Origin of the sequence: Streptococcus suis YS161 (genome assembly GCF_002760245.1) — a bacterium.
Taxonomy (GTDB): domain Bacteria; phylum Bacillota; class Bacilli; order Lactobacillales; family Streptococcaceae; genus Streptococcus; species Streptococcus suis_I.
Genome location: NZ_ASCA01000012.1, coordinates 1 through 22,687 on the forward strand (window position 1 = coordinate 1; position 22,687 = coordinate 22,687).

Annotated in this window: 19 protein-coding genes and 2 pseudogenes; 2 read left to right on the plus strand and 19 right to left on the minus strand. The window is 42.6% G+C overall.

The features are described 5' to 3' along the window. Positions 1-28: 28 nt before the first annotated feature. Complete coding sequence (locus tag SST111_RS02005) at positions 29-682, minus strand: hypothetical protein (RefSeq protein ID WP_257211349.1); 654 nt, start codon at positions 680-682, stop codon at positions 29-31. After that, positions 682-1,131: pseudogene (folE, locus tag SST111_RS02010) on the minus strand (GTP cyclohydrolase I FolE); the annotation flags it as partial. The pseudogene folE and the gene SST111_RS02005, both read right to left, overlap by 1 nt. 166 nt (positions 1,132-1,297) lie before the next feature. On the opposite strand from folE, the gene SST111_RS02015 reads away from it, so the two are divergent. Next, complete coding sequence (locus SST111_RS02015) at positions 1,298-1,780, plus strand: NUDIX hydrolase (RefSeq protein ID WP_099809839.1); 483 nt, start codon at positions 1,298-1,300, stop codon at positions 1,778-1,780. Positions 1,781-2,091: 311 nt separating this feature from the next. On the opposite strand, the gene SST111_RS02025 is transcribed toward SST111_RS02015, so the two are convergent. Both SST111_RS02025 and SST111_RS02030 read right to left on the minus strand, forming a co-directional pair. Then, on the minus strand, positions 2,092-2,769 hold the full coding sequence (locus SST111_RS02025) for a DUF4956 domain-containing protein (RefSeq protein WP_099809840.1): 678 nt from the start codon (positions 2,767-2,769) through the stop codon (positions 2,092-2,094). Then, entirely contained in the window at positions 2,756-3,499 is a 744-nt protein-coding gene (locus tag SST111_RS02030) for a polyphosphate polymerase domain-containing protein (RefSeq protein ID WP_099809841.1), read from the minus strand. The genes SST111_RS02025 and SST111_RS02030 overlap by 14 nt, the downstream gene beginning before the upstream one ends. Positions 3,500-3,693: 194 nt before the next feature. On the opposite strand from SST111_RS02030, the gene SST111_RS02035 reads away from it, so the two are divergent. Further along, positions 3,694-3,996, plus strand: coding sequence for a hypothetical protein (locus tag SST111_RS02035; RefSeq protein WP_099809842.1), 303 nt, complete (start codon positions 3,694-3,696; stop codon positions 3,994-3,996). A gap of 20 nt (positions 3,997-4,016) precedes the next feature. Here SST111_RS02035 and SST111_RS02040 read toward each other — a convergent pair. From SST111_RS02040 to SST111_RS02110, 15 genes and pseudogenes are all read right to left on the minus strand, one after another. Then, positions 4,017-4,190, minus strand: a pseudogene (locus tag SST111_RS02040) (DUF2087 domain-containing protein); the annotation flags it as partial. Positions 4,191-4,389: 199 nt separating this feature from the next. Continuing rightward, positions 4,390-6,789 (minus strand): phenylalanine--tRNA ligase subunit beta, encoded by a 2,400-nt coding sequence (pheT, locus tag SST111_RS02045; RefSeq protein ID WP_099809843.1) that lies wholly within the window; start codon positions 6,787-6,789, stop codon positions 4,390-4,392. A 1-nt stretch (position 6,790) separates the two neighbouring features. Next, the gene (locus tag SST111_RS02050) at positions 6,791-7,312 is read right to left on the minus strand and encodes a GNAT family N-acetyltransferase (RefSeq protein WP_099809864.1); all 522 of its coding nucleotides are present in this window, start codon (positions 7,310-7,312) and stop codon (positions 6,791-6,793) included. A 291-nt stretch (positions 7,313-7,603) separates the two neighbouring features. Beyond that, a complete protein-coding gene (gene pheS, locus SST111_RS02055; RefSeq protein WP_099809844.1) occupies positions 7,604-8,647 on the minus strand; it encodes a phenylalanine--tRNA ligase subunit alpha in 1,044 nt (347 codons plus the stop codon). Between the two features lie 292 nt (positions 8,648-8,939). After that, the gene (locus SST111_RS02060; protein WP_099809845.1) at positions 8,940-10,664 is read right to left on the minus strand and encodes a glycoside hydrolase family 3 protein; all 1,725 of its coding nucleotides are present in this window, start codon (positions 10,662-10,664) and stop codon (positions 8,940-8,942) included. A 10-nt stretch (positions 10,665-10,674) separates the two neighbouring features. Further along, positions 10,675-12,465, minus strand: a complete 1,791-nt coding sequence (locus SST111_RS02065) for a glycoside hydrolase family 3 protein (protein ID WP_099809846.1) — start codon at positions 12,463-12,465, stop codon at positions 10,675-10,677. Between the two features lie 46 nt (positions 12,466-12,511). Next, entirely contained in the window at positions 12,512-13,312 is an 801-nt protein-coding gene (locus tag SST111_RS02070) for an HAD family hydrolase (RefSeq protein ID WP_099809847.1), read from the minus strand. After that, the gene (locus SST111_RS02075; RefSeq protein WP_099809848.1) at positions 13,312-14,151 is read right to left on the minus strand and encodes an SDR family oxidoreductase; all 840 of its coding nucleotides are present in this window, start codon (positions 14,149-14,151) and stop codon (positions 13,312-13,314) included. Before SST111_RS02075 ends, SST111_RS02070 begins: the two co-directional genes overlap by 1 nt. A 1-nt stretch (position 14,152) precedes the next feature. Further along, the gene (locus SST111_RS02080) at positions 14,153-15,253 is read right to left on the minus strand and encodes a mannonate dehydratase (RefSeq protein WP_029188531.1); all 1,101 of its coding nucleotides are present in this window, start codon (positions 15,251-15,253) and stop codon (positions 14,153-14,155) included. A gap of 13 nt (positions 15,254-15,266) precedes the next feature. Continuing rightward, positions 15,267-16,667, minus strand: coding sequence for a glucuronate isomerase (gene uxaC, locus SST111_RS02085; RefSeq protein WP_099809849.1), 1,401 nt, complete (start codon positions 16,665-16,667; stop codon positions 15,267-15,269). Position 16,668: 1 nt separating this feature from the next. After that, complete coding sequence (locus SST111_RS02090; RefSeq protein WP_099809850.1) at positions 16,669-17,289, minus strand: bifunctional 4-hydroxy-2-oxoglutarate aldolase/2-dehydro-3-deoxy-phosphogluconate aldolase; 621 nt, start codon at positions 17,287-17,289, stop codon at positions 16,669-16,671. 122 nt (positions 17,290-17,411) lie between these two features. After that, the gene (locus tag SST111_RS02095) at positions 17,412-18,128 is read right to left on the minus strand and encodes a FadR/GntR family transcriptional regulator (protein ID WP_099778707.1); all 717 of its coding nucleotides are present in this window, start codon (positions 18,126-18,128) and stop codon (positions 17,412-17,414) included. 45 nt (positions 18,129-18,173) lie between these two features. After that, on the minus strand, positions 18,174-19,973 hold the full coding sequence (uidA, locus tag SST111_RS02100) for a beta-glucuronidase (RefSeq protein WP_099809851.1): 1,800 nt from the start codon (positions 19,971-19,973) through the stop codon (positions 18,174-18,176). 15 nt (positions 19,974-19,988) lie between these two features. After that, positions 19,989-21,017 (minus strand): sugar kinase, encoded by a 1,029-nt coding sequence (locus SST111_RS02105; protein WP_099778705.1) that lies wholly within the window; start codon positions 21,015-21,017, stop codon positions 19,989-19,991. A gap of 62 nt (positions 21,018-21,079) precedes the next feature. Next, on the minus strand, positions 21,080-22,630 hold the full coding sequence (locus tag SST111_RS02110; RefSeq protein WP_099809852.1) for an MFS transporter: 1,551 nt from the start codon (positions 22,628-22,630) through the stop codon (positions 21,080-21,082). Positions 22,631-22,687 lie beyond the last annotated feature (57 nt).

The window sequence follows — 22,687 nt, forward strand, 5'->3', positions numbered from 1 at the left end:
TCTTTAGGCGCTGGCTGGTGATGTGGGCTTATAGCCCTTGTTCAAACCACCCGTTTGACGGGTGGTCATGATTTGGCAGATATGGATAAAAAATCAAAGCTGATAGAAGAATAGAGACCAACAAACCGATTGCTAGGACATTCGGAGTTTTACTCATTAGGAAAATCGTCCCAATAAGACTGAATAGAGGCAAGACTGATAAAAATAGATTTGGTGTCTTATCAGCTACCACTACAACAGTTTCATCCTCTTCTTCTGTATACGTCTCTCCATTTGCTAGACTTTTCTTGAGGCAGTAGGCCATGTAGAGCAAACCAAATACTAATAACGTCAAGCTGGCTGCCAAACTGATAACGAGTGCCGCGGTCAAGCTAGTTCCCAAAACTTTTGTCGGAATGACATTCTGGATGGAAGGTACCCCAGGAAGAGTTGGCATCGTATAGGTACCTGCTCCCAGAAAGACAGGAATCGGAAAAAGTGCCCAGTTGATATTCAACTCTTTAAAGAGGGGGCGTGAAAGGGGAAGCAAGGTAAAAATAACTACAAAAATACTCACACCACCATAGGTCAGAATGGAAGCAATCAAAGTAATGGCTAACAAACCCTTATAGGGACTATCCTTTCCCATTACTTTCAAAATGCTATTGGCAATCGTCTGCGTAGCTCCACTCGCTTCCATCACATATGCTCTGCTTCGACCATGACAAAAACGCCTTCTGGTTCTCTGGTTCAAGGGCATCTTGAAGTGCATGAGCAACTTGATGAGTTAAACGCTCCTGCAATTGAGGGCGACGACTTGCCACCTCCACTGCACGCGCCAATTTGCTAAGACCTGTCACCCGCCCCTTACTCGGAATATAGGCTACATGGGCAATGCCATAAAAGGGTACCAAATGGTGTTCACACATAGAATGAAAAGGAATATCCTTGACCAAGACCACTTCCTCATGTCCCTCTGAAAAAACAGCTGTAAATTGGTCTTTTGGGTCCTCTTCTAAGCCGTTAAACATCTCAAGATACATCTTAGCGACCCGTTTAGGCGTATCTAAGGAGCCCTTCACGATTCGGGTCCTCACCCAATAATTCCAATAATTGATAAATGGTTTGTTCGATTTGTTCTTGTTTTGACATAATGCATCCTAAATAGTTTGATGTTCTTATTATACCCTAAAAACTGTATTCAGAAAAGGGCTTTCAACATGCTAATCCCAAAACTGTCCCCTACCAGAGCACCAAGCAGGTGTCCCTACTCCCACCTTTGTGGTATAATAGGATAAATCAACTACAAGGAGCCTCTATGACCAAGAAACCTGTCCAACTCGCTACGATTTGTTACATTGATAATGGTAAGGAATTTCTTCTCCTTCATCGAAACAAAAAAGAAAATGACGTCCATCAAGGTAAATGGATTGGAGTTGGTGGCAAACTGGAACCTGGTGAAACACCGCAGGCTTGCGCTATTCGAGAAGTCTTTGAGGAAACTGGGCTTACTGTAACGAAGCATGCTCTAAAAGGAGTGATAACCTTCCCAGACTTTACTCCAAACACAGACTGGTACACCTATGTCTTTAAGATTACCGGTTTTGAAGGAAGTCTTATTGATTGCAACGAAGGCGATTTAGAATGGGTTCCTTATGACCAAGTGCCCTCCAAACCAACCTGGGAAGGGGACAGACACTTTCAAGAATGGCTATTAGAGGACAAACCATTTTTTTCCGCTTGTTTCCGCTATGACGGGGACAAACTGCTTGATTATAGCGTTGAGTTTTATGAAGAATAAGCTAATAAAAAACGAAAAAGGCTGGGCAAAAAGTCCAGCACCGCTTCTCAACGTTAGTGTCAATATCTCAGCGCAGTGGTTGATTGGCAGATTTGTTCGTGTTTTACACTCCAAATCTGACCATTACGACTGTTGCGAACAAAGTTCGCTCTATTTCCAACCTCAAAAGGTTCACTGAACCTTTTGAGCTATGCGGGGGTGGGAGTGAAACAGTCTGGGGATAGACTGTTTCAGCTCAACAATTGGAAATAAGGACTTGTTGACGAACTCTTCTATGAATGGTCGAGTTCTTTCCCACTCCCTCTTTGATATTACAAATACTTCTTCTTCGGCATTTGCTTGTTCAATACGACATCCAAAGGACCGGCTGATAATACTGTGTCTACCAAACGTTTATCTGTAATCTTCTTATCAAGAAGAACTTGATATTCTAAGATCAATGCTTCTTTTTTCTTCTTGTATTTGAGGGAAATCAAGTCGGCTTGCTTACAAGATTTACCAAATTGATTTTCAAAAAATTGATCGTAGTCAAAGTCCATTGGTACTGTTACCAAGAGATGTCGACGATTTTGATTGACTTGAGTAAAGCTGATATTTTCAAAAATCAAGATACAAGCAGATAGGATGACCGTCATAAAGACAGCCAAACCTAGGAAGCCCATCCCTGTCGCTAGACCGATAGCCATCGCTAAGAGGACTGCAAGCATTTCCTTCGAAGAACCTGCCGCTGAACGGAATTTAATAAGACTGAAAGTCCCTGCTACCGCAACACCTGCTCCTAAATTTCCATTTACCAATGCTATGATTACTGCAATCAATGCCGGCATTAGACTTAGTGTGATGACAAATTCCTTTGTATAATTGGATTTATATTTATAAACAGCTGCTAAGAGCACCCCCATAGACAGACTGGCTGCAAAGACCATCGCCATCTGTGTTAAGGTGATACTGCTATTGGCAGTTGAAAAGACACTGTTAAACAGCTTCATGTTGACTTACTTCCTCTCCAGTGATGTTGTGGGCAAGCTTATAGGCATTGCCATACTTTGAAAATGATTGTTTTTCGATCTGGTATTTTTCGAGTAGGGCTACCAACCAGTCTGGTCGTTCTTCTGGAACTTTTACTTCCATGATGACTTTTGTTGGATCCAAAAGGTCCTTACCAAATTTACCTTCCATTGCATCTACATCGTAATCTCGATAAAGTAAGTTCTTATCAATTGTGAGACGAACCTTTTTGTCTTCGATTCCTTTGTAGGATACACGATCGTAGTATATATACATTTTAGGCTTAATAGTCCCGTAGCGTTCTCTCAATTGCTCAAGTTCTGATGTAACTTTATCGTCTTTAATTGTAGAATCAATCACTCCATTTTCGATATAGTTTGTTACAGAAACAGGGTTTGAAGTTAAACGGTATTTATAGCCAATTTTATTTTCTTTTTTCTTGATTTCAAGAAAAGCTTGACTTGATTCAGAAGGTTTAGAATCGTAGACACGCATCCGAATTTTTTCTCGACCATTCTTCTTAGCAATGGAATCTTGAATCATATCGAACTCTTCATTGTCGAAATAAATATTCGTAATGGTTGAAGTTGCAAACTCATCTGAAACCATATATTTCTGCAAATCTTTTTCTAGCAAGGCAAAAGTTTCTTTATCAACGATATATTTAGTCTCTTTACGCTTAAACTGTTTTTGTACGATTCTAGTTTTCATGTTTTTCCCTCTTTATCTAAAAACTTCTAAGCAAATATCTGCCTCGATGATAATACTTAGTTTACAGAATAACCTTTAAACGAAACTGAAAATAAAATTAAACAAAACTTAAACTACAATAAAGTTGAAATTCTTTTGTCACATTCTAATCTATGCTACAATAGTCCTATCAATAGTAAGGCAAGGAGAACCCCATGTACGAATTTGTCCTAGAATACGGCTCTTTCCCCATAAAACTCATCGACGGTTTTGTCAACAATCACTCAGAAATCCCTGATTTTCTCAAAGAAGACGAAGAAATGATTGCCCGCTTGAATGAGATTAACGAACTCTTCCACCAACTTTTCTTAACCATCGAATGCAAGTTTGACTACATCGGCAAGCAATTCCCTGACAAGATTGAACAACTAAGAACACTCTATCACCCCCTGGCAGACGATTTACTAGCCAAGTATGGCAACCAGATAGAGTTGAAGATTGAACCCTTTATTTTGTAAGACAAAAGAGATGACCGCAATCATCTCTTTTCTTCTATTCTGTATTCCAAACCATATTGGTCGCGCGACAAGTAGCCGTAGTCCACCAGGTAGCGTCTCAATATAGCATAATCATCATAGACTTCAGCTAGAAAGGCATTAACCTCTTTTTCGGTGAATGTTGAGCCTTTCTTAGCTAACTCTTCTTGTAAATAGATAGCCCCCTCCACTTCTCAAGACTTGTGTCAACATCTCAGCGCAGTGGTTGATTGGCAGTTTTGTTCGTGCTACGCACTCCAAATCTGACCTAATCAACTGTGCGGGGGCGGGACGACGAACTCCCTTACTTCTCTGAGTTCTGTCCCGCTCCCAAAAATCCTAGCCCACAGGCTAGGATTTCATAATATTTACAAATTAACGAATCTCAGCACCAAGTGTTTCGAGCGACTTACTGATTTTCTCCATGTACTTAGCCACTTCCTCATCCGTCAAGCTATCCGCTGGATTCTGGAAGGTCAGGTTATAAGCCATCGATTTCTTACCAGCCTCAATATTGCTGCCAGCATAGACATCAAAGAGGGTCACCTTGGTCAAGCGTTTGACGCCCGCACCAGCAATGGCATCCAGGACATCCTGATGTTTAACATCACTGCTCAAGAGCAGGGCAATATCACGGCTAACCGCTGGGAATTTAGAGATTTCGGTAAATGGCTGAGCAGGCTGGAGAGCTTCTTCAATCGCATCCAGATTGATTTCAGCCACATAAGTCTCAGGAATACCGTAGTCCTTAGCCGTTTGAGGATGTACCTGACCGACAAAGCCGATCACAGCCCCATTCAAATGAATTTCAGCTGTCCGACCTGGGTGCAAGGCAGCAATCTCACTTGTGGCTACAAAGTCAACTGCCAACTTGTAGTGACCAAAGATAGCTTCCAAGATACCTTTAGCATGGAAGAAATCAACTGGTACAGCTGGTGTCTGGAAGTCTTTCTCAGCCACCAAACCAGTCAAGACAAGGGCAAATTTATTGATTTCTTGCGGCAGGTCTTCTTTTGGATTGCCAGACTGTTCAAAGATTTTTCCTATTTCGTAAAGAGCCAAATTCTTATTCTTACGAGCCACGTTGTAGGCAACTGTGTCTAACATACCAGACACCATATTCTGACGAAGGGCAGAGCGATCAACGGTCATTGGCCACATGAGTTCGGTCACAGTGGTTGGACGAGCCGCAAACTCCACAGCCTTTTCAGGCGTTGTCAAGGCGTAAGAAATGATTTCTGTCAGACCTGCACCTTCAGCCAGGCTACGAACTTGGCGACGGATGTTCTGGGTCAGGGTCAACTCGCCTGCTGTTCCATCCTCTCTCGGAAGAGTGGTCGGCAGATTATTGTAACCATAAATACGAGCGATTTCCTCTACCAAGTCTGCTGGAATGCGAATGTCCCAACGGCGACGTGGTACTGCGACTGTAAACTGACTTGCATCGCCAGTTGTTTCCATACCTAAACGACGGAAAATGTCTGCGATTTGGGCATAGTCGAGGTTGGTCCCGAGCGAGCGGTTAACGTAATCAATAGTCGCTGTGACTGGGACGTCCGAAGTGTCCACGCTGCCCGCAGAAACGATGCCAGACAAGACCTGACCGCCAGCCAGCTCCGCAATCATAGCAGCGGCTGTGTCCATAGCTTCCGTCAAGGTCGCTACGTTGATGCCTTTTTCAAAGCGAGATGAGGACTCAGAGCGAAGATTGAGGCGACCTGAGGTCTTGCGGATAGACTTGCCGTCAAAGAGGGCCGCTTCCAGCACGACGGTCTTAGAGCTATTGTCAATCTCTGTGTTGGCACCACCCATGACACCACCGAGAGCAACCGCCTTGTCCCCAACGGAAATGACGATGTCATCAGCAATCAAGTCACGTTCTTCGCCGTCAAGGGTTACCAAGTTCTCACCCTCTTTTGCCTGACGAGCCACGATTTTCTTGCCATCAAACTTGGCAAAGTCAAAGGCATGCATTGGCTGACCGAAGTAGAGCAAGATGTAGTTGGTGATGTCCACCACATTGTTGAGCGGGCGAATACCTGCGTTCATAAGCAGGTTTTGCAACCACTGTGGGCTCGGTGCGATGGTCACATTTTCAATAACACGGGCCGTGTAGGCAGTCACCTTGTCTGACTCAATGGCCACTTCAATCACTTCGCTGGCTTTCTTGTCGCTTTCTTCCAAGACAACAGGCTTGAAGTTGACCTTGCTGTCATAGATAGCAGCCACTTCGTGAGCCACACCACGCATAGAGAGGGCGTCGGCACGGTTTGGCGTGATGGACAGCTCGATAATCTCATCGTCAAGGTCTAAGTATGAAAAGACTGGCTCACCCACGACCGCATCTTCCGGCAAATGGTAGATTCCATCCGCATAGACCTTTGGCACAACTGAGTCGGACACGCCGATTTCGCTCAATGAGCAGAGCATACCCAAGGACTCAACGCCACGGATTTTACCTTTCTTGATCTTGTAGTTGCCAGCGATACGCGCACCTGGCAGAGCGACGATCACCTTGATACCTGGCTTGACATTTGGAGCACCGCAAACGATTTGCGTGATTTCCTCGCCCACATTGACCTGACAGATATTGAGATGAGTATCTGGAATGGACTCAGCAGACACAACCTGACCAACAACCAACTTAGAAAGGCCAGCACTCTTTTGCTCAACCCCTTCTACTTCAATCCCTGTTGTTGACATTTTTTCAGACAAGTCATGGCTTGTCGCATCAAAATCAACCAGTTCTTTTAACCATTTGTAACTTACTAACATATTATCCTTTCTGGTGCAAAGGCCGTTTCAGTAGCCAATCCACATCAATCTTATCACCGACCGCAAATTCATGCTGGCCAAATTTTTCAAATCCGTATTTTGCATAGAATTTCTGAGCCTTGTAATTATGTTCCCAGACTCCCAGCCAGACCCAGTCACAACTTGACTGCTCTGCTTTTTCCAAAGCAAATTCAAACAAGACCTTCCCAAGACCGCGACCTTGAAAAGCCTGCAAGAGATAGATACGCTGGATTTCAAAGGCATTTTCCAACTCCTGCTCCGTCTGGGCAGAACCTTGGTTGAGCTTAAGATAACCAGCTATCTGATTATCTACTCTTAGAAAATAGTGCTGGCAATTGGGGTCCGACAACTCACTAGTCAAGACCTCCAAGGAATAAGACTCCTCAAAGAATGCCTCCAGTTCCTTCGGGTCATTATCGTGAGCGAAGGTCTCTGCAAAGGTCTGCTTGGCCAGCTCCTGCAATACGGAAACCTCTTCTAAACGTATAGGATCAATCTGCATCTCAATGCCTTTCATTTCTAACCGGGTTAAGTAAGCTGCTAAAGCAGCTACCGCTTCTCTCAATCAACAATCTACTAACTTTATCGAATTACGACGGATTTCAAGCAAAACGATATTTTTATCTAGAAATCCTAGTAAGGTAGCTAGGAAAGTCGCAGAGCAGCGATTCCCACACCTTAAATAGTGCGAGATTACGACGCTCTAAGGTTGAAAACGACATTTTTTCAACTCTAAACCTAGTGATGTGAGACCTATTTCTAGATACTTTCAGTATCAGAAACAGGTCTCACATCAAAACTGCTCCGAGAATCGTACATCGCCTTGATAGAATCCACGAATATCGTTGATACCGTAACGGAGCATGGCAATACGTTCTTGACCAAGGCCGAAGGCAAATCCAGAGTACTTGTTTGAGTCAATGCCACTCATTTCTAATACTTGCGGGTGGACCATGCCGGCACCAAGGATTTCAATCCAGCCTGTTTTCTTACATACGTTACAGCCGTCACCACCGCACTTGAAGCAGGAAACATCCACCTCAACAGAAGGCTCAGTGAATGGGAAGTATGATGGACGCAGGCGAATCTGACGCTCTTCACCAAACATCTTTTTGATAATCATTTCCAAAGTTCCTTTGAGATCGCCCATGGATACATTTTCACCGACAACCAAGCCTTCAATCTGGTGGAACTGGTGGCTGTGTGTCGCATCGTCCGTATCACGACGGAAAACACGTCCTGGTGAAATCATCTTCAAGGCACCTTTAGAAAAATCATGCTGGTCCATAGTCCGTGCTTGAACAGGCGACGTATGGGTCCGCATAAGGATTTCTTCTGTGATGTAGAAGGTATCTTGCATATCACGGGCTGGATGATCTTTAGGCAAATTCATCCGCTCAAAGTTGTAGTAGTCTTTTTCCACTTCAAATCCGTCAACGATTTGGAAGCCCATGCCCAAGAAAATATCTTCGATTTCCTCAGAAGTTTGGGTCAAGATATGGCGTTTTCCGACCTTGACCTGACGACCTGGCAAGGTCACATCAATGGTTTCTGATGCTAATTGTTGTTGAATTTTCGCTGCCGCAACCTTCTGAGCTGTTTCTTCAAAGGCAGCCGTCAGCACATCACGTACTTCATTGACTTGCTTACCAACGATTGGTTTCATTTCGTTAGATAGGTCTTTCAAGCCTTTCAACAAGTCCGTCAAGGACCCTTTTTTACCCAAAACCGCAACACGCAGGTCCTGTAGTTCTTTTTCGCCTTGATGCTGGATTTCTTTTAACTTTTCAAGTGTCGTTTGGCGCAAATCGGCCAACTGTTGTTCAATGTTTGACATAATTCCTCCAATAAAAAAACGCATGACACCACTCGTATCGGAGCGTTGTCACGCGGTACCATCCGTTTTCATCTGCTAGGCAGACCTTGTTTCTAAGTCCTTGTGTAAGTGAATTCGACCAACTTTCACTGATTGAGCTTGCAGTCACGGCTCAACTCCCTGGGCAGTTTCCATAGGTGTACTAGTCTCACAGACTTCTATTCAATTAAGAATATTCTATCAAAAAGAAGAAAGTTTGGCAAGAAATCTTCCTAGAAAACTCCCTCTATCTAGGATAGAAAAGAGTTTAGTTTTATAGTTTTGCCTGCCATTTATTGGCCCAAACATTCTCATTTGGCACACCAAAGAATGCATCTTTCCCTTCTAATTTATCAAGGAGGGATTCGATAGTATTTTTATTATGATGATAGGCATTGATAGCAGTTTTGACCATGGTAACATCGTGAAGGTGAGTTGTATAGTTTAGTGAAACGAAAATGGTTGGAACTTCATGTACATACCAAGGAACTTCATTGGACATGGCTGTTTTCCACTGGATGCGGTAATTATTCTGCGCTCCATATCCAATGACATTGGCAACCGTTAAAGCTAAATCAACTTCTTCTCGGTATTGCAGCGTTTTTCCTTTGATTCGAGTCGTACCATCATTGACGGTCACTTCATAACCACGCGCTTCCAAGGCAGCTTTAAGGTTATCAACCACTTCGGTACTTGCCGCCATAATCCCTTCTTTTTCACCTTCTAGGTAATACAAACGGATTCTGCGATGGGTTTCTGGACTGATTGGAAGATTTTTCTGTGTATCTTTCAACAGCGTAATTGCTTTATCTGCTGCTTCACGTTGCCAAGCCAAGTGTTCTTCACAGCCGATAATAGCTAATTCATCAGCTGATTTTAGTAAGGTTCCTTCCGCTTGCTTGATATGCAGATTGAGTTTGGCTTTCAGACCTAAAATGCGACGGAGAGCATCATGAAGTCTTTCCTCAGTAATCACTCCCTTGCGATAGCCATTGAGCATAAATTCAAAATCTTCTTCCAAGTTATTGAAGAATAAGAACATATCGCAACCTGCAGCAATGGCTGCTGGTACGTAGTCTTCACGGCGCATCGCTGCTGTCATCCCCAACATGTGGCTGGCATCGGTAATGACCAAGCCATTGAATTCCAGTTTTTCTTTCAATAAATCTTGAATCAATTCAGGAGCCAGTGTTGCAGGTAAAATGTCTTCGTCCTTCAAATTCGGGTTCAATGTTTGTTGATAGTAAGGCAAGGCAATATGACCCGCCATAATCATCTCAACGCCAGCGTCAATATGATGACGATAGACACGACCAAAACTCTTGTCCCATTCTTCTGGAGAGAGCTCATTGACACCGAGGACTAGATGCTGATCACGTTCTTCTGTACCATCTCCTGGGAAATGCTTGATGCATTGAATAACATCTCTTTCAGCAGTCAATCCTTCTAGATAGGCACTGGTATAGGCAATAACATCATCCGCATTTGTGCCGTAGGCTCTGGTATTGACAATCGTATTGCGCCAGTTCTGAACAATGTCCACGCAAGGATCAAAGTTGACATTTACACCTAATGCAGTCTCCTCGCGCGCAGATACGAGACCTGCTAGGTAGGGAATACGAGGATCCCGACTGGCTTCCGATTGAGCACCTGAGGAAATATAGGTTCCGCCTTTCACAGCCCCATCTCCACCTGAGTCACAGTTCGCTGCAACCAAGAGAGGTACTTTTGAATAGCTTTGCAACTCGTTAATCAGTCCTTGTACCTGTTCTGGACTGCCATTCATATAACGAGCACCACCTATGTGGTATCGGTTTATCAATTCCTGATTACTCAGATTATTTCCACTAAAGGCATCTCCTCCAAAGAAGAATAGATTGACAAACAATTGACCGATTTTTTCTTCATCAGTCAGATGAGCCAAGGTATTTTCTACCCAAGCAATCTGCTCATCATTCAAACAATAGGGTTTCTTCCGCAAATCAACCAATCTAGGCATTATTTCCTCCTTATTTTCCTCGCCAAATACGTGTATCTAGCAAACCACAGTAGGCATCAACAGGCGATACTCCTGTAAAGTCTGACTCTCCTGCTAGTTTAGCAACCAAGGCTTCTAAAGTGACAGGCAAGCCATCGTAAGCATTGATATAAGTTGCAACCTGTGGCATATCTGCAAGTGCAAATGGGTGCTGAACAGAGACAACAATGGTTGGAATTTCGTGAACATAGAAAGGCTGGTCTGGCGTTCCCTTGGCAGCTGGCCAAATAATCCGCTGAGTTGTCCCTCCTGAGTTGACATCGACTAAATTGATAATCAAATCGTAGTGTTCTGTGATTTCGGCAATAGGACGTTTGGAAGCATAGACATTTGCAATCGCTGCTGGTCTTTCTTCTTCTGGCAATTTGGCAATCCGTGCTTCTGTATTTTCCCAGATAGATACTTGGTGACCTCGAGCTTCTAATAGTTCTTTCAGCGTATCGGCTGCTCTCTTCTTGCCAGCATTGATCATGGCACCAAAACCACCCTTATAGCCATCTACTTCTACCAACAAAATACGTTTGTAGCGTTCTGGATTGACAGGGAAAATTCCTTCTTGTTTGGCTTTTACCAAGGTAATCGCCTTATCAGCTACTTCGTTGGCAAGCTGTTTTGCCTCGTCTCTACCAATCAAAGCCAGCGCTTCTTCTTTTGGCAACATGATTTCCTGACGACGACCTTCAAACAAGTGAAGACCGAGTTTAGCTTTCAAGCCCAAGGTACGACGAAGGGCATCATGGAGGCGTTCCTCAGAAAGCAGACCATTTTCCAATCCTTCTTTCATCCATTGCAAATCTTCTTCTGGATCATTGAAGAAAAGGAACAGATCACATCCTGCCTCAATAGCTGTAGGCAATAGCTCACGACGTGGCATAGAGGCAGTCATACCGATCATGTGACTGGCATCCGTTACAATGGCACCATTGTAACCTAACTCTCCACGAAGCAATTCATCCAAGAGGGTTTTATTCAGCGAAGCTGGCAACATGTCATCCAATTCACGTTCTGGATGCATTTCTTTCTCAACATTTGGCAAATGAATGTGTCCCGCCATAATACCTGGAAGACCTGCGTCAGCCATCTCACCGTAAATCCGTCCAAATGTTTCCATCCATTCAGACTTGGTCATGGGATTCGAAGCAAAAGAGAGATGATGGTCACGTTCATCAATACCATCGCCTGGGAAATGCTTAGCAAACGGCACAATGCCGTGTTCCATAATGCCACGCATGTATTCTTTAGATAATTCAATGACTTGGTCTACGTTAGCTCCCCAAGTTCGGTTTGCAATGATTGGATTGCGCCAATTACGGCTTAGGTCCATAATTGGTGCAAAGGAGGCATTGCATCCTACCGCAGCTGCTTCAAGTCCTGCAACTTTCCCCATTTCATAAGCATAGCGGGGATCGGCTGTCGCAGCAATCTTGATTTCATCCCCAATTTTCGTTCCATCCGTAACAGCGCCATTCCCACCAGATTCGGTATTAGCTGCAATCAAAAGGGGAATCTTAGACTTGGTCTGCAAAATATAGTTTTGCTCCCAAATATCTGCAGCTGGTCCAGGATTGTAGCGAACAGCAGCAATCTTATAATCATTTAGGACTCCTGTTAGATATTCTTCTGTTCGCTGACTACCCATGTTGACAAAGAGATGACCGATTTTTTCATCCAAGGTCATCTGAGCAATGGTTTCTTCAATCCAAGAAATAGCCTCTTCGTCAAGGTTGTAAGGTTTCTTCCGTAAATCTACTAAATGTGTCATATTTGCCTCCAAAAAAGCTAGAGGACATAGCGCCTCTAGCCCTTCTCTAGTCGTCTAAATTATTCCAAAATGCCTGTGTCAATTCTGTTTCTTTCTCACCTGTGAATACTTGATGAGCAAATTCATCTGCAATCGTTTCTGTCAAATCTGTCCAAGATTGCATCTCTCGTCCTACTAAAATAGGATAGAAATGGACACCGTTCAATTCCGCCGCCTTCAAATCACCAGGCGAGTCACCAATCATCATAATCTTATCAGGACAATACCCTTCCTCTATTAACAGTTTGATGACATCTTCTTTCTTACCACGGTCTTGACAGTACAATTCTGTAACATAGTCCATCAAACCTTGGTCTGTCCACTCTTCTTCTACTGCTTCCTTATTAGCAGAAGAAACCACGTAGACTTTTCCTAACTGGCTCAATTTTTCCAAGCCCTTGTGAACGCCGATGAAGGCTAAAACAGGACCGCTATACTGTTTAATGGCTTGATTGACTTGAGTGGACCATTTTAAGGCTAATTCCAAGTCTTTTGACGACTGCTCCTCTATCAATCTTTCCAGAGAAGCATTTGACAAAGAATCCGTTGTAGCAACCCAATTTTTCAAGTTGTCTATACCAGTCACACCTGCAAATTCTAGGCCTTTAACTAAGCCTACAAGACGGTTAATGCCACGTTCTCGCGAGTAGAGATTGACTCGATTCCATTCAGCTAAAAACGATTCTTTATCTTTGACATCAAAAACATCTGCAGCCAAGGGGCCGAAAAAAAGTTTATGTTTGTAGGTCATGGTGTCCATGGCGCAGCCATCAGAGTCCACACAAAATACGTATTCCATCTTCATCATTAGACTCCTGAATAGGCTGAGAAGCCACCGTCAATCGGTAAAACAACACCGTTGACAAAACTTGACAAATTCTCATCCGCCAAGAAGAAGACTCCTCCGACCAACTCTTCGGCTTCACCAAAGCGTCCCATCGGTGTATTGGTCAAAATCTTGTTGGCACGTGCGGTCGGTTGACCTGACTCGTCAAATAGCAAGCCACGGTTTTGGTTGGTTACCAAAAATCCTGGAGCAATCGCATTACAGCGGATACCAACTTTTGAAAAATGGACTGCTAACCATTGGGTAAAATTACTAATGGCAGCCTTGGCACCTGAATAGGCTGGAATTTTTGTCAAAGGAGTAAAGGCGTTCATGCTGGAAATATTGATAATATTTGCTCCCGAGCGACCAATCATATCCTGTGCAAAAACCTGTGTTGGCAATAAGGTTCCCAAATAGTTCAAATTGAACACAAAGTTGATACCTGCTTCATCCAAGTCGAAGAAAGTTTTGGTATCAGCTGGCAATCCAATCTCATGGAATTCATTGTCCGTTGTCGCTTTGGGATTATTGCCTCCAGCACCATTGATTAATATATCTACAGGACCAAAATCTGCTAGGACTTGCTGGCGAACTTCTTCCAAATTCTCCTTAGAAAGAACGTTAGATTTATAGGCTTTCGCAACGCCTCCTGTTGCTGCAATCTCATCAACGAAGACCTGAGCCGCAGCCTCATTCAAGTCCAAAAGCGCAACCTTTGCACCTGCCTTAGCAAATTCTTTTGCTAAATAGCCACAAAGAACGCCTCCTGCACCTGTAATAACAACAACCTTATCCTTAAACTCAATAACACGTGACATATTAGCTCTCCTTATTTCCAACTGTTTTGACTGTAATTCCAAAATCTGGTGTCTTGCCTGCTGCTCGCATATTGGCTTCATAGAGACCGTTAAAGTAGGTTGCCCCAAGGGCTCGGTCATACAGACCATAACCAGGTGTCTTGGTCTGGTCTCCCCAGATACGACGACCGTGGTCTGGACGCAAGGCACCAGTCCAGTCATAGTCTACCAATAATTTAACAACAGCGTTCATGTCGATGTCACCAGCCTGTGACAAATGTGCAGTTTCTTGGAAGCCCCAAGCACCTGCTGTCACATTGCGCGTATGCATAAAATTGATGCGATTGCGTTTGAGAGCATATTCTGTCATGGCAAGGACATCATTTTTCGGATCAGAAGCATAGGATCCGACACACATGGTAATTCCATTGTGCTCTGAATCATAGAGATTCAAAAATCGTTCAACGGCTTCTTGACCTGTGATGATTCGCGGTAAACCAAAGATTCCGTAGGGCGGATCATCAGGATGAATGGCCATTTTGACGCCAGCCTCCTCAGCCGTTGGCATAATCGCTTTGATAAAATACTCCAAATTCGCCCATAAATCTTCTTCGGAAATATTCTGACGATAATTTTCGATAATAGCCTTCATTTCTTCCTTGGAATAGGATGAATCCCAACCTGGTAAGTTCAAATCATCCGCCACAGGATCAACACCTGCTAAATCAGATTTAAGGAAAGCTAAAGAGGTCGATCCATCTGGAAGTGGGTGATGCAAGTCTGAACGGGTCCAGTCAAACACAGGCATGAAATTGTAGCATACAACTGGAATACCTGCAGCCCCGACATTACGGATGGAAGTTTTATAGTTTTCGATTAACGCATCACGATTTGGCTTCCCTTGTTTGATGTCTTCATGGACAGGAATGGATTCAATAACAGTAATTTCAAGTCCTGCCTCTTCTACCATTTTTTTCAGCTCTAGAATATTTTCAAGGGGCCAAGCTTGACCAACTGGCACATCATAGACAGCAGTCACAATCCCCTGCATACCAGGAATCGCCTTAATCTCTTCAAGTGTCACAGGATCCTTTTTCCCATACCATCGAAATGACATTTTCATGATTTACTCTCCTTTATTGTTCAAAAAATTCTTTGGCATTGTAATAGGATATGGCTTCTACAAACCGCCCTAAACGATTGTAATCTTCAGGCACTTCTTCATCAACAATCCATTGGCCGACATAAGTCGCTAAAATGCGTCTGAAATAATCATGCCGTTGATAAGATAAAAAGCTACGCGAATCGGTCAACATACCAACAAAATTAGCAAGCATACCCTGTTCTGCATAAGCATTCATCTGGTCAATCATACCCAACTTGGTGTCATTGAACCACCAACCAGCACCAAATTGTAGCTGGCTACGAAGCCCTTCCTCATTGGACTGGAAATTCGCCAGAGTATTGGCTAGAGCAATGTTGTAACTTGGATTGAGATTGTACCAAATCATTTTTGGAAGGGCATTTTCCTTGACCAAGTTATCTAACAAACGATTCAAATTCACAGTCAGATATGTCTGGTCTCCAATCGAATCCGCGCCTACATCTGCTCCAAGCTTTTCAAACAGTCCTGTATGGTTGTTCCGTAAGGCACCAAAGTGAACTTGTGTCACAAAGCCATGTTTCTTGTACAGTCGGCACAATTCTCTAAAGATAGCAGTCTGCCATTTATTGATACTGGATTGGCCAGCCTCTTTACCTGCAAGTCTTGCTAGTAAAATATCATCAAGCTCTTCAAGGCTTGCTTCTTCGTATGAAATAGCCGTAAAACTGATGTCACTTGCTCGGCAACCGTGTTGAGCAAAATAGGAAACGCGCTGACCAAGTGCCTCTACAAAACTTGCAAAGTCTCTTACTGCTACCCCTGTTACTTCTTCCAAGCGTTTAATAAATGAATTGAAATTTCGATGTTCTATAAAGGCTTCATCTGGACGGAAAGTTGGTGCTACTACAGTATCTATAGTCGTGTCCTCTGCCAAACGCTTATGCCACTCTAGTGTATCTAGTGGATGGTCAGTTGTTCCAATAAAGGTCACCCTAGCATCCGCAATCAGTTTCCGTGGACTAACTTGATGTTCTTGCAAATAGGTATTGAGCTGATGATAGAGTCGCTCCGCATTTTCTTCTGTCAACAATTCATCAATACCAAAAACTTGTTGCAATTCCAAATGACTCCAATGATAGAGAGGATTTCCGAAAGCCTGTTCCAAGGTTCTTGCCCAAGCCTTAAACTTATCTAGTTTACTTGCTGAACCTGTAATTTCTTCTTCTGAAATACCATTAGCCCGCATCAAACGCCACTTATAATGGTCACCCCCCAGCCATAGATCAACAACATCTTCATAAACCTTATCTTCAAAAATTTCCTTAGGATCCAAGTGGCAATGGAAATCATAGATAGGAAGCTCTGCTATTTTCCCGTAAAGCTCCTTAGCAGGCTCATTTTTTAGCATAAAGTTTTTATCATTAAAACTCATTTCATACCTCCAAAGCTGCAACAAAACTGCGAGCCATCGTCGTTACACTTTCATAGCCTTCAGCCTGCACTCGACTTGCCAGAGCTGAACCGACTCCAACAGCACAAGCGCCTGCCTTTTTCCAATCTGCAACATTTTCAACTGACACTCCGCCTGAAGGCATCAAATCTACGTCAGGAATAGGACCGTGAATATCCTTGATAAATCCAGGCCCCAACACGCCACCAGGGAAAAGCTTGATAATAGGACATCCCGCCTGACTAGCTGTGACAATCTCTGTTGCAGTTGCACAGCCTGGGAAGTAGAATACTTCAGCATCTTGCGCCAAGTCTTGAATTTCTTGATCAAAATGAGGACTAACCAGGAAACTAGCACCAGCGTCAATTGCCTCTTGTGCCAACTTAAGATTCATTACTGTTCCCGCCCCGATGACTACAGAAGAATCATCTGAGAACTCTTCCTGTAATTCTTTAATAACTGTCGCTGCATTTGGAGTCGAAAATGTAATTTCAATATTTCGAATACCTCCCAAAATCGCATGGCGAGCGATTTCTTTTGCATCTTCTTCATCTTTTCCGCGAATTACTGCGAAAAAGTAATTTTCTTTTAATTGCTTTAACATCTTGACCTCCAATTAGAAAGCGTTGTCATTTATAGCTATAGTATACAATTCGTCAGATGATTTGTCAAGAAAAAAGAAAAAAATACCCAGAAGAATTCTTCCGGGCTGTCTATTTCATATTTCTATTTATGATTATTGAGACCATGCAAGGTCATATCTTTATCGAACCATTCGCTTAAAACAACCTGTCTTACTGATATAATATGTGCTAACATGCTATCATATGCTGCAACAGGGTGACGTTGTTTGATAGCCATTAAGATATTCCTATGGGCCTGTAAACTATCCGATTTCATCTGACGATTTGAATAATTTTCATTGATCAGATGAATAGATTGATTAATGACGGGCATGAGACTTGTCATAGCCAGATTCCCACTCATCTCAGCTAACATACAGTGGAATTGTACATCCAATTCCAGATGCTTCGAATCTCCAGCAGCTACTGCTTCTTCAATAGCAAGGACAATTTCTTCTAGTCGAGCAATATCTTCATCTGAAGCAAACTGTGCAACACGCTCCGCAATTCTCGGTTCAAGCAAATACCGCACTTCAAACAAATCTGTCGTCAACTTCACACGGTCTCTGACCAAAGAAAAACCTAAAGGATCCTCAGATACTCCTTTTTTGGAACTGATGTAAGTTCCTGACCCTTGGCGTACCTCCAGAATATTTCGAGTAGCCAAACTCCGAACAGCTTCACGAACAGTCGAACGGCCAACTTCTAAATCTTGGGCCAATTCATACTCATTTGGAAGCTTGTCACCAACTTCATATCCTCTTTCCAAAATCAATTCCAATAAGCGTTCCGATGCTTTTTCTACCAAGGGTTTCGCCATGTGCTTGGTCCTCCAATACAACTTTCTATTTGCTACTATTATAGCTCATTTCCTCTTATAATGGTAGTTTGGAATGGCAGTCCAACGTTTCTTAATTTCTCTTACAATTTGCTTGGGTTGTCGATTTCTCGAGAACAATCCTTTGTGATTTCCTTGAATGCGAATGAGACCAACCGTGGTTTCAAAATCAGCAAAATTCCAGACCTGCTCACCAACCAAATTAGGAATAGAATCAAAGACTCGATGGTTCATCTCATAGTAATCCACTTGAAATTCCTCTGTATAAGGAATATTCCACATCGAATGCAAGCCTGGAAGAGTATCTGCACCATATTCCGTAATCAAAATCGGCTTGTCAGGATAAAGTTTTTGCCAAGTCTCCAACTCTTGACGGAGCCCTTTCTCTGCCGCCTTCAACTCACCATGAGCAACATACCAACCATAATAACGATTGAGACAGACAACATCGACCAAATCCATAACCTCATCCTTATCAGGCGTTGCTGTCATAATATTGACCAAGGTCACAGGACGCTTAGAAGGATCTCTGTCCCTCATGCGCTGAATCAGAGGTTCAAAGTAAGCACGTGCTCCCTTTTCATGCCCTGCCGGTTCATTGGCAACAACCCACATCACTACGGATGGATGATTTTTGTCACGTGCTATCAATTCATCAATCACCAATTCATGAGCATCCTTGGTTTGCATAACTTCCCAGGTGCTTTTTACCTCTTCAGAATCCCCTGTCAAATTCAAGGATGCATTGAAAAGCTGGAATAGGCCAACTGCTGGCACTTCATCAAGGACGACAATTCCCAAACGATCTGCCAGACGCATCATTTCTTCTGAATAAGGATAATGAGATGTCCTAAAGGAATTTGCTCCAATATCTTTAAGCAAATTCAAATCCATCAGATTGGCTGCTTCATTGAACCCACGACCGTTGATGAAAGTATCTTCATGTTTCCCAAATCCCTTGAAATAGAACGGTTTTCCGTTGATAAAAAACTGCCCATTTTCAACCGCAACACTACGAATGCCGAATTGTTCTGAGTAGGTATCGAGTAAGTTTTCTCCGTCAACTAATTCAACTTTAGCAGTATAGAGATAGGCATCTAAGACTTCCCAAAGACGTGGATGTTCAATGACCATTTGTCTATTTTCAATAAGACCTACTTCCTGTCCCTCTTGATCTAGAATAGACATACGGATGGAATCGTACTGCCCAACTGTCTTCACATCAACATTCACTACCGCCTGAGTCAAATCTTGATTTAGCTCCGTCCGAATAACAATATCCTCAATCCTATTTTTTGGACGTTTATAGAGATGAACCGTCCGCTGAATACCAGCATAGTTGAAAAAGTCAAAATTTTCCTTGACGGTCTTCACAATTTGACCATTCTCATCCACTTCTTCACTATAATTCCCTACTGGGAGGGTTGTGTAATTCAACTCATTATTGGCACAAACTGTCAAACGGAATTGATCAGCGTCGTATAAGTTTGAGGGAATCAAGCATTCAAAAGGTGTGAAACCACCCTTGTGCTCCCCGATTAACTGACCATCTGCATAAACTTTTGCCTGATGTGTCACCGAACCAAAGCGTACAACTAACTCTTCATCATCAGCTACTACTGGAAGAGCTACCATCAGTTCATACCAATTATCTCCGACAAAACGACGTTTGTCCTTATCAACAACAAGATCATTAAAAGAACTTGGTACAACCATTACATCATCTGTATCTAACAGAGTATGAACATCATTGTTCCCTTGCTTAAATTTCCATATTCCATTTAAGGAATAGACTGAACGTGTTTTTGTTTGTATTGGATACAACATACTTTTTCCTTCTTTCTATCGTTTTATTTCACGTGACCCTTTTTTCAATAGCAAATCAATATCTGATTGACTGATGACATTAATGTCCCCTTCAATGGTATGTTTGAATTGAAAACTAGCCATACCTAAGTCGAGTATTTCCCGTGGCGTTTTTTCCTGCAAATAGCCAAAAATAATTCCTGCTGTAAAGGCATCTCCTGTACCAACACGGTCCAAAACTTGAATGGATTCTTTTTCCGTTGCATAAAGCATACCGTCTTGATACAAGTATGCCTTCAGCAAATATTCATTATTGTAGGTCATTTCCCTCTGGGTAAAAGCAAGACCCTGCAAAGAATAGTTCTCTGCTAAACTTTTAACAACCTTCAACAAAGTATCCTTATCTTCATAAGGACGCTTCAACCCCAATTCATCCTTCACATCTTTACCAGATTCATTGAAGAGTTGAATAGGCTCTAGACCAAAGCAAATATCCGCCAACTGCACAAAGGGAGATAGTTTTTCCCTTGCTTCTTCAAAAGAAGACCACAAACTTTCGCGATAATTCAAGTCAAAGGAAACCTTTACACCCTGCTCCTTTGCCATCTCCATTAAGCGAAAGGCCAGTCGATAAATATCTGGATTCAAAGCGACCGTTATACCACTGACATGAAACCAATCGACACCGTCAAACATGCCTTCCAAATCATAATCTTCTTCCTTGGATAAGCTAAAGGCAGAATAATCACGGTCGTAGGTCACCTGACTAGGCCTGAGCGAAAAACCTTTTTGGTAGTAATAAAGTCCAAGCCTTCCTTTTTTTCGAATCAGATGCTTCTGTCCAATCTGCCGTGCAAAAAGAAAGTGTTCTGCCATCTTTCCCACTTCATTTTCAGGAAGTGCCGTCACCAACTCAACTGAATGCCCCAGCTGTGCTAAACTGGCCAAGACATTCAACTCTGAGCCACCAAATTGACAATCTAAACTGGTAGCCTGTGTTAAGGTCTGATAATGAGGAGGAGATAGCCGTAATAAAACTTCTCCAAACGCTAATATTTTTTTCATACCGCCTCCTAGATGAAAGACCCAGCTGGAATCCTCCAACTAGGTCAGTTTTTCGATATTAGTTACTCATCGTACTGGTCAACCTTATATTGAGTTACATCAACATAATCCATATCAGATAATGGAACATTTTTCGCGATTGCACGCACTCGCTCCTCATCTTTTGCTGCTTTCATAACATGGATTTTCTCTTGAATACGAGCCATTTCTTCACGGTCTAGTTTGTAGAATTTCATCAAGAACAAGGATAGACTCAAAACTACTACTGGAATCACTGTCAATAGGACAATCAACGCCATTCTCAAATCTGTAGAGAATGCTGTTTCAACGGTTGGGTACTCTTTGCCAAAACCAATACCTGCTAATACAAAACCAACCACCATCGGAGCAAATGAAGAAGCAAACGAGTCAGTCAATGAGAAGATAGTCCCAATCATACCTGACAAGTAACGACCAGATACTGATGTTTCATAGTCTGTAATATCTGCCCCCATTGTCAATACTAAGCCAGATGGAGCAGTAGATGCATAGCGTGCTACAATATAGACAACAAAGAATCCGATTGTATAGAGATTCCAATTCGTTAAATCTAACATTCCAGGTTCAGCAGAAAGAAGCATAACAGCAAGAATAATCAAACCTGTAATTCCCAGCTGAAGGGCCGTTACATATGCAAAACGTAAACCTTTACGACGAGCCAATTGCGCAGCACCAACTGTTACAAGAATACCTGGCAAAATCAAAAGCATAGACATTTTTCCAGAAAGAGCATAGTCACCGAAGATAATACCATACAACATAACCCCGATAACGGAATCTCCAAACAGTTGAGCAACAAATTTTACAAAGGCTGCAGAGATTGAAAGAACCTGCAAAGGTTTGTTTCCTTTGATAACTTTCCAGTAGTCTTTCAACTTCGTTTCTTGTGTCTTCTCACCAAGACCAAAGTATTTCTTATTGTCTTTCTCCCAAATACCGATAATAGCAAGAATACCCAGAACAGCTGAAATTACTACTACACCGAGGAACAATTCTTGGAAGAAACTTGGAGTGAAACCACCATGTTTCGGAACCAATGTCCCTGACACAACAACCTGACTACCAGTCATCAATACAGTTGTGGCAATACCATCAACAATATTAAAGATTGGACGTTGCTTTGGATCATTGGTAAGCGCAACTTGTCCTGCTTTTGTAATAGTCTGTTGCAATGAATAACCAATTTTATGGATAATCAAAACAAGGATGAATAGAGGAAGACGGAGGTTTTCACTCACACCGCTTAAGCCCAACATCATAAAGAGAGAAGCTGCTGTAATGATATTTCCCAAAACCAAGATAGGACGATATTTACCAAACTTAGTATCCGTTTTATCAATGATAACTCCGATTGTAGGATCGATGAAACCATCAAAGATACGAATATAGCCCATGAGTTGACTAACAAACAGGGCTGCCAGACCAAGCACGCCTGTCGATAAATAAGTCACGAAAGTAAAGGCAACCAAGTAAATATTCGTCGATGAATTGTTCATCGCAAATAATATAATTTGCCATAACTTGGCTTTGTTATAAGTAACGTCTTCGACACGTTGCTCAACATGTTTTTCCATTGGAAATTCCTCCTAAATGTTTTCTACGACAAAGTCGTAAGCGTTTTCTTTAACTAT

Excerpts from the sequence above, each read along its gene's own strand:
- SST111_RS02015 (WP_099809839.1), top strand. The coding sequence starts at position 1,298 with ATGACCAAGAAACCTGTCCAACTCGCTACGATTTGTTACATTGATAAT.
- SST111_RS02025 (WP_099809840.1), bottom strand. The coding sequence starts at position 2,769 with ATGAAGCTGTTTAACAGTGTCTTTTCAACTGCCAATAGCAGTATCACC.
- SST111_RS02030 (WP_099809841.1), bottom strand. The coding sequence starts at position 3,499 with ATGAAAACTAGAATCGTACAAAAACAGTTTAAGCGTAAAGAGACTAAA.
- SST111_RS02035 (WP_099809842.1), top strand. The coding sequence starts at position 3,694 with ATGTACGAATTTGTCCTAGAATACGGCTCTTTCCCCATAAAACTCATC.
- pheT (WP_099809843.1), bottom strand. The coding sequence starts at position 6,789 with ATGTTAGTAAGTTACAAATGGTTAAAAGAACTGGTTGATTTTGATGCG.
- SST111_RS02050 (WP_099809864.1), bottom strand. The coding sequence starts at position 7,312 with ATGCAGATTGATCCTATACGTTTAGAAGAGGTTTCCGTATTGCAGGAG.
- pheS (WP_099809844.1), bottom strand. The coding sequence starts at position 8,647 with ATGTCAAACATTGAACAACAGTTGGCCGATTTGCGCCAAACGACACTT.
- SST111_RS02060 (WP_099809845.1), bottom strand. The coding sequence starts at position 10,664 with ATGCCTAGATTGGTTGATTTGCGGAAGAAACCCTATTGTTTGAATGAT.
- SST111_RS02065 (WP_099809846.1), bottom strand. The coding sequence starts at position 12,465 with ATGACACATTTAGTAGATTTACGGAAGAAACCTTACAACCTTGACGAA.
- SST111_RS02070 (WP_099809847.1), bottom strand. The coding sequence starts at position 13,312 with ATGATGAAGATGGAATACGTATTTTGTGTGGACTCTGATGGCTGCGCC.
- SST111_RS02075 (WP_099809848.1), bottom strand. The coding sequence starts at position 14,151 with ATGTCACGTGTTATTGAGTTTAAGGATAAGGTTGTTGTTATTACAGGT.
- SST111_RS02080 (WP_029188531.1), bottom strand. The coding sequence starts at position 15,253 with ATGAAAATGTCATTTCGATGGTATGGGAAAAAGGATCCTGTGACACTT.
- uxaC (WP_099809849.1), bottom strand. The coding sequence starts at position 16,667 with ATGAGTTTTAATGATAAAAACTTTATGCTAAAAAATGAGCCTGCTAAG.
- SST111_RS02090 (WP_099809850.1), bottom strand. The coding sequence starts at position 17,289 with ATGTTAAAGCAATTAAAAGAAAATTACTTTTTCGCAGTAATTCGCGGA.
- SST111_RS02095 (WP_099778707.1), bottom strand. The coding sequence starts at position 18,128 with ATGGCGAAACCCTTGGTAGAAAAAGCATCGGAACGCTTATTGGAATTG.
- uidA (WP_099809851.1), bottom strand. The coding sequence starts at position 19,973 with ATGTTGTATCCAATACAAACAAAAACACGTTCAGTCTATTCCTTAAAT.
- SST111_RS02105 (WP_099778705.1), bottom strand. The coding sequence starts at position 21,017 with ATGAAAAAAATATTAGCGTTTGGAGAAGTTTTATTACGGCTATCTCCT.
- SST111_RS02110 (WP_099809852.1), bottom strand. The coding sequence starts at position 22,630 with ATGGAAAAACATGTTGAGCAACGTGTCGAAGACGTTACTTATAACAAA.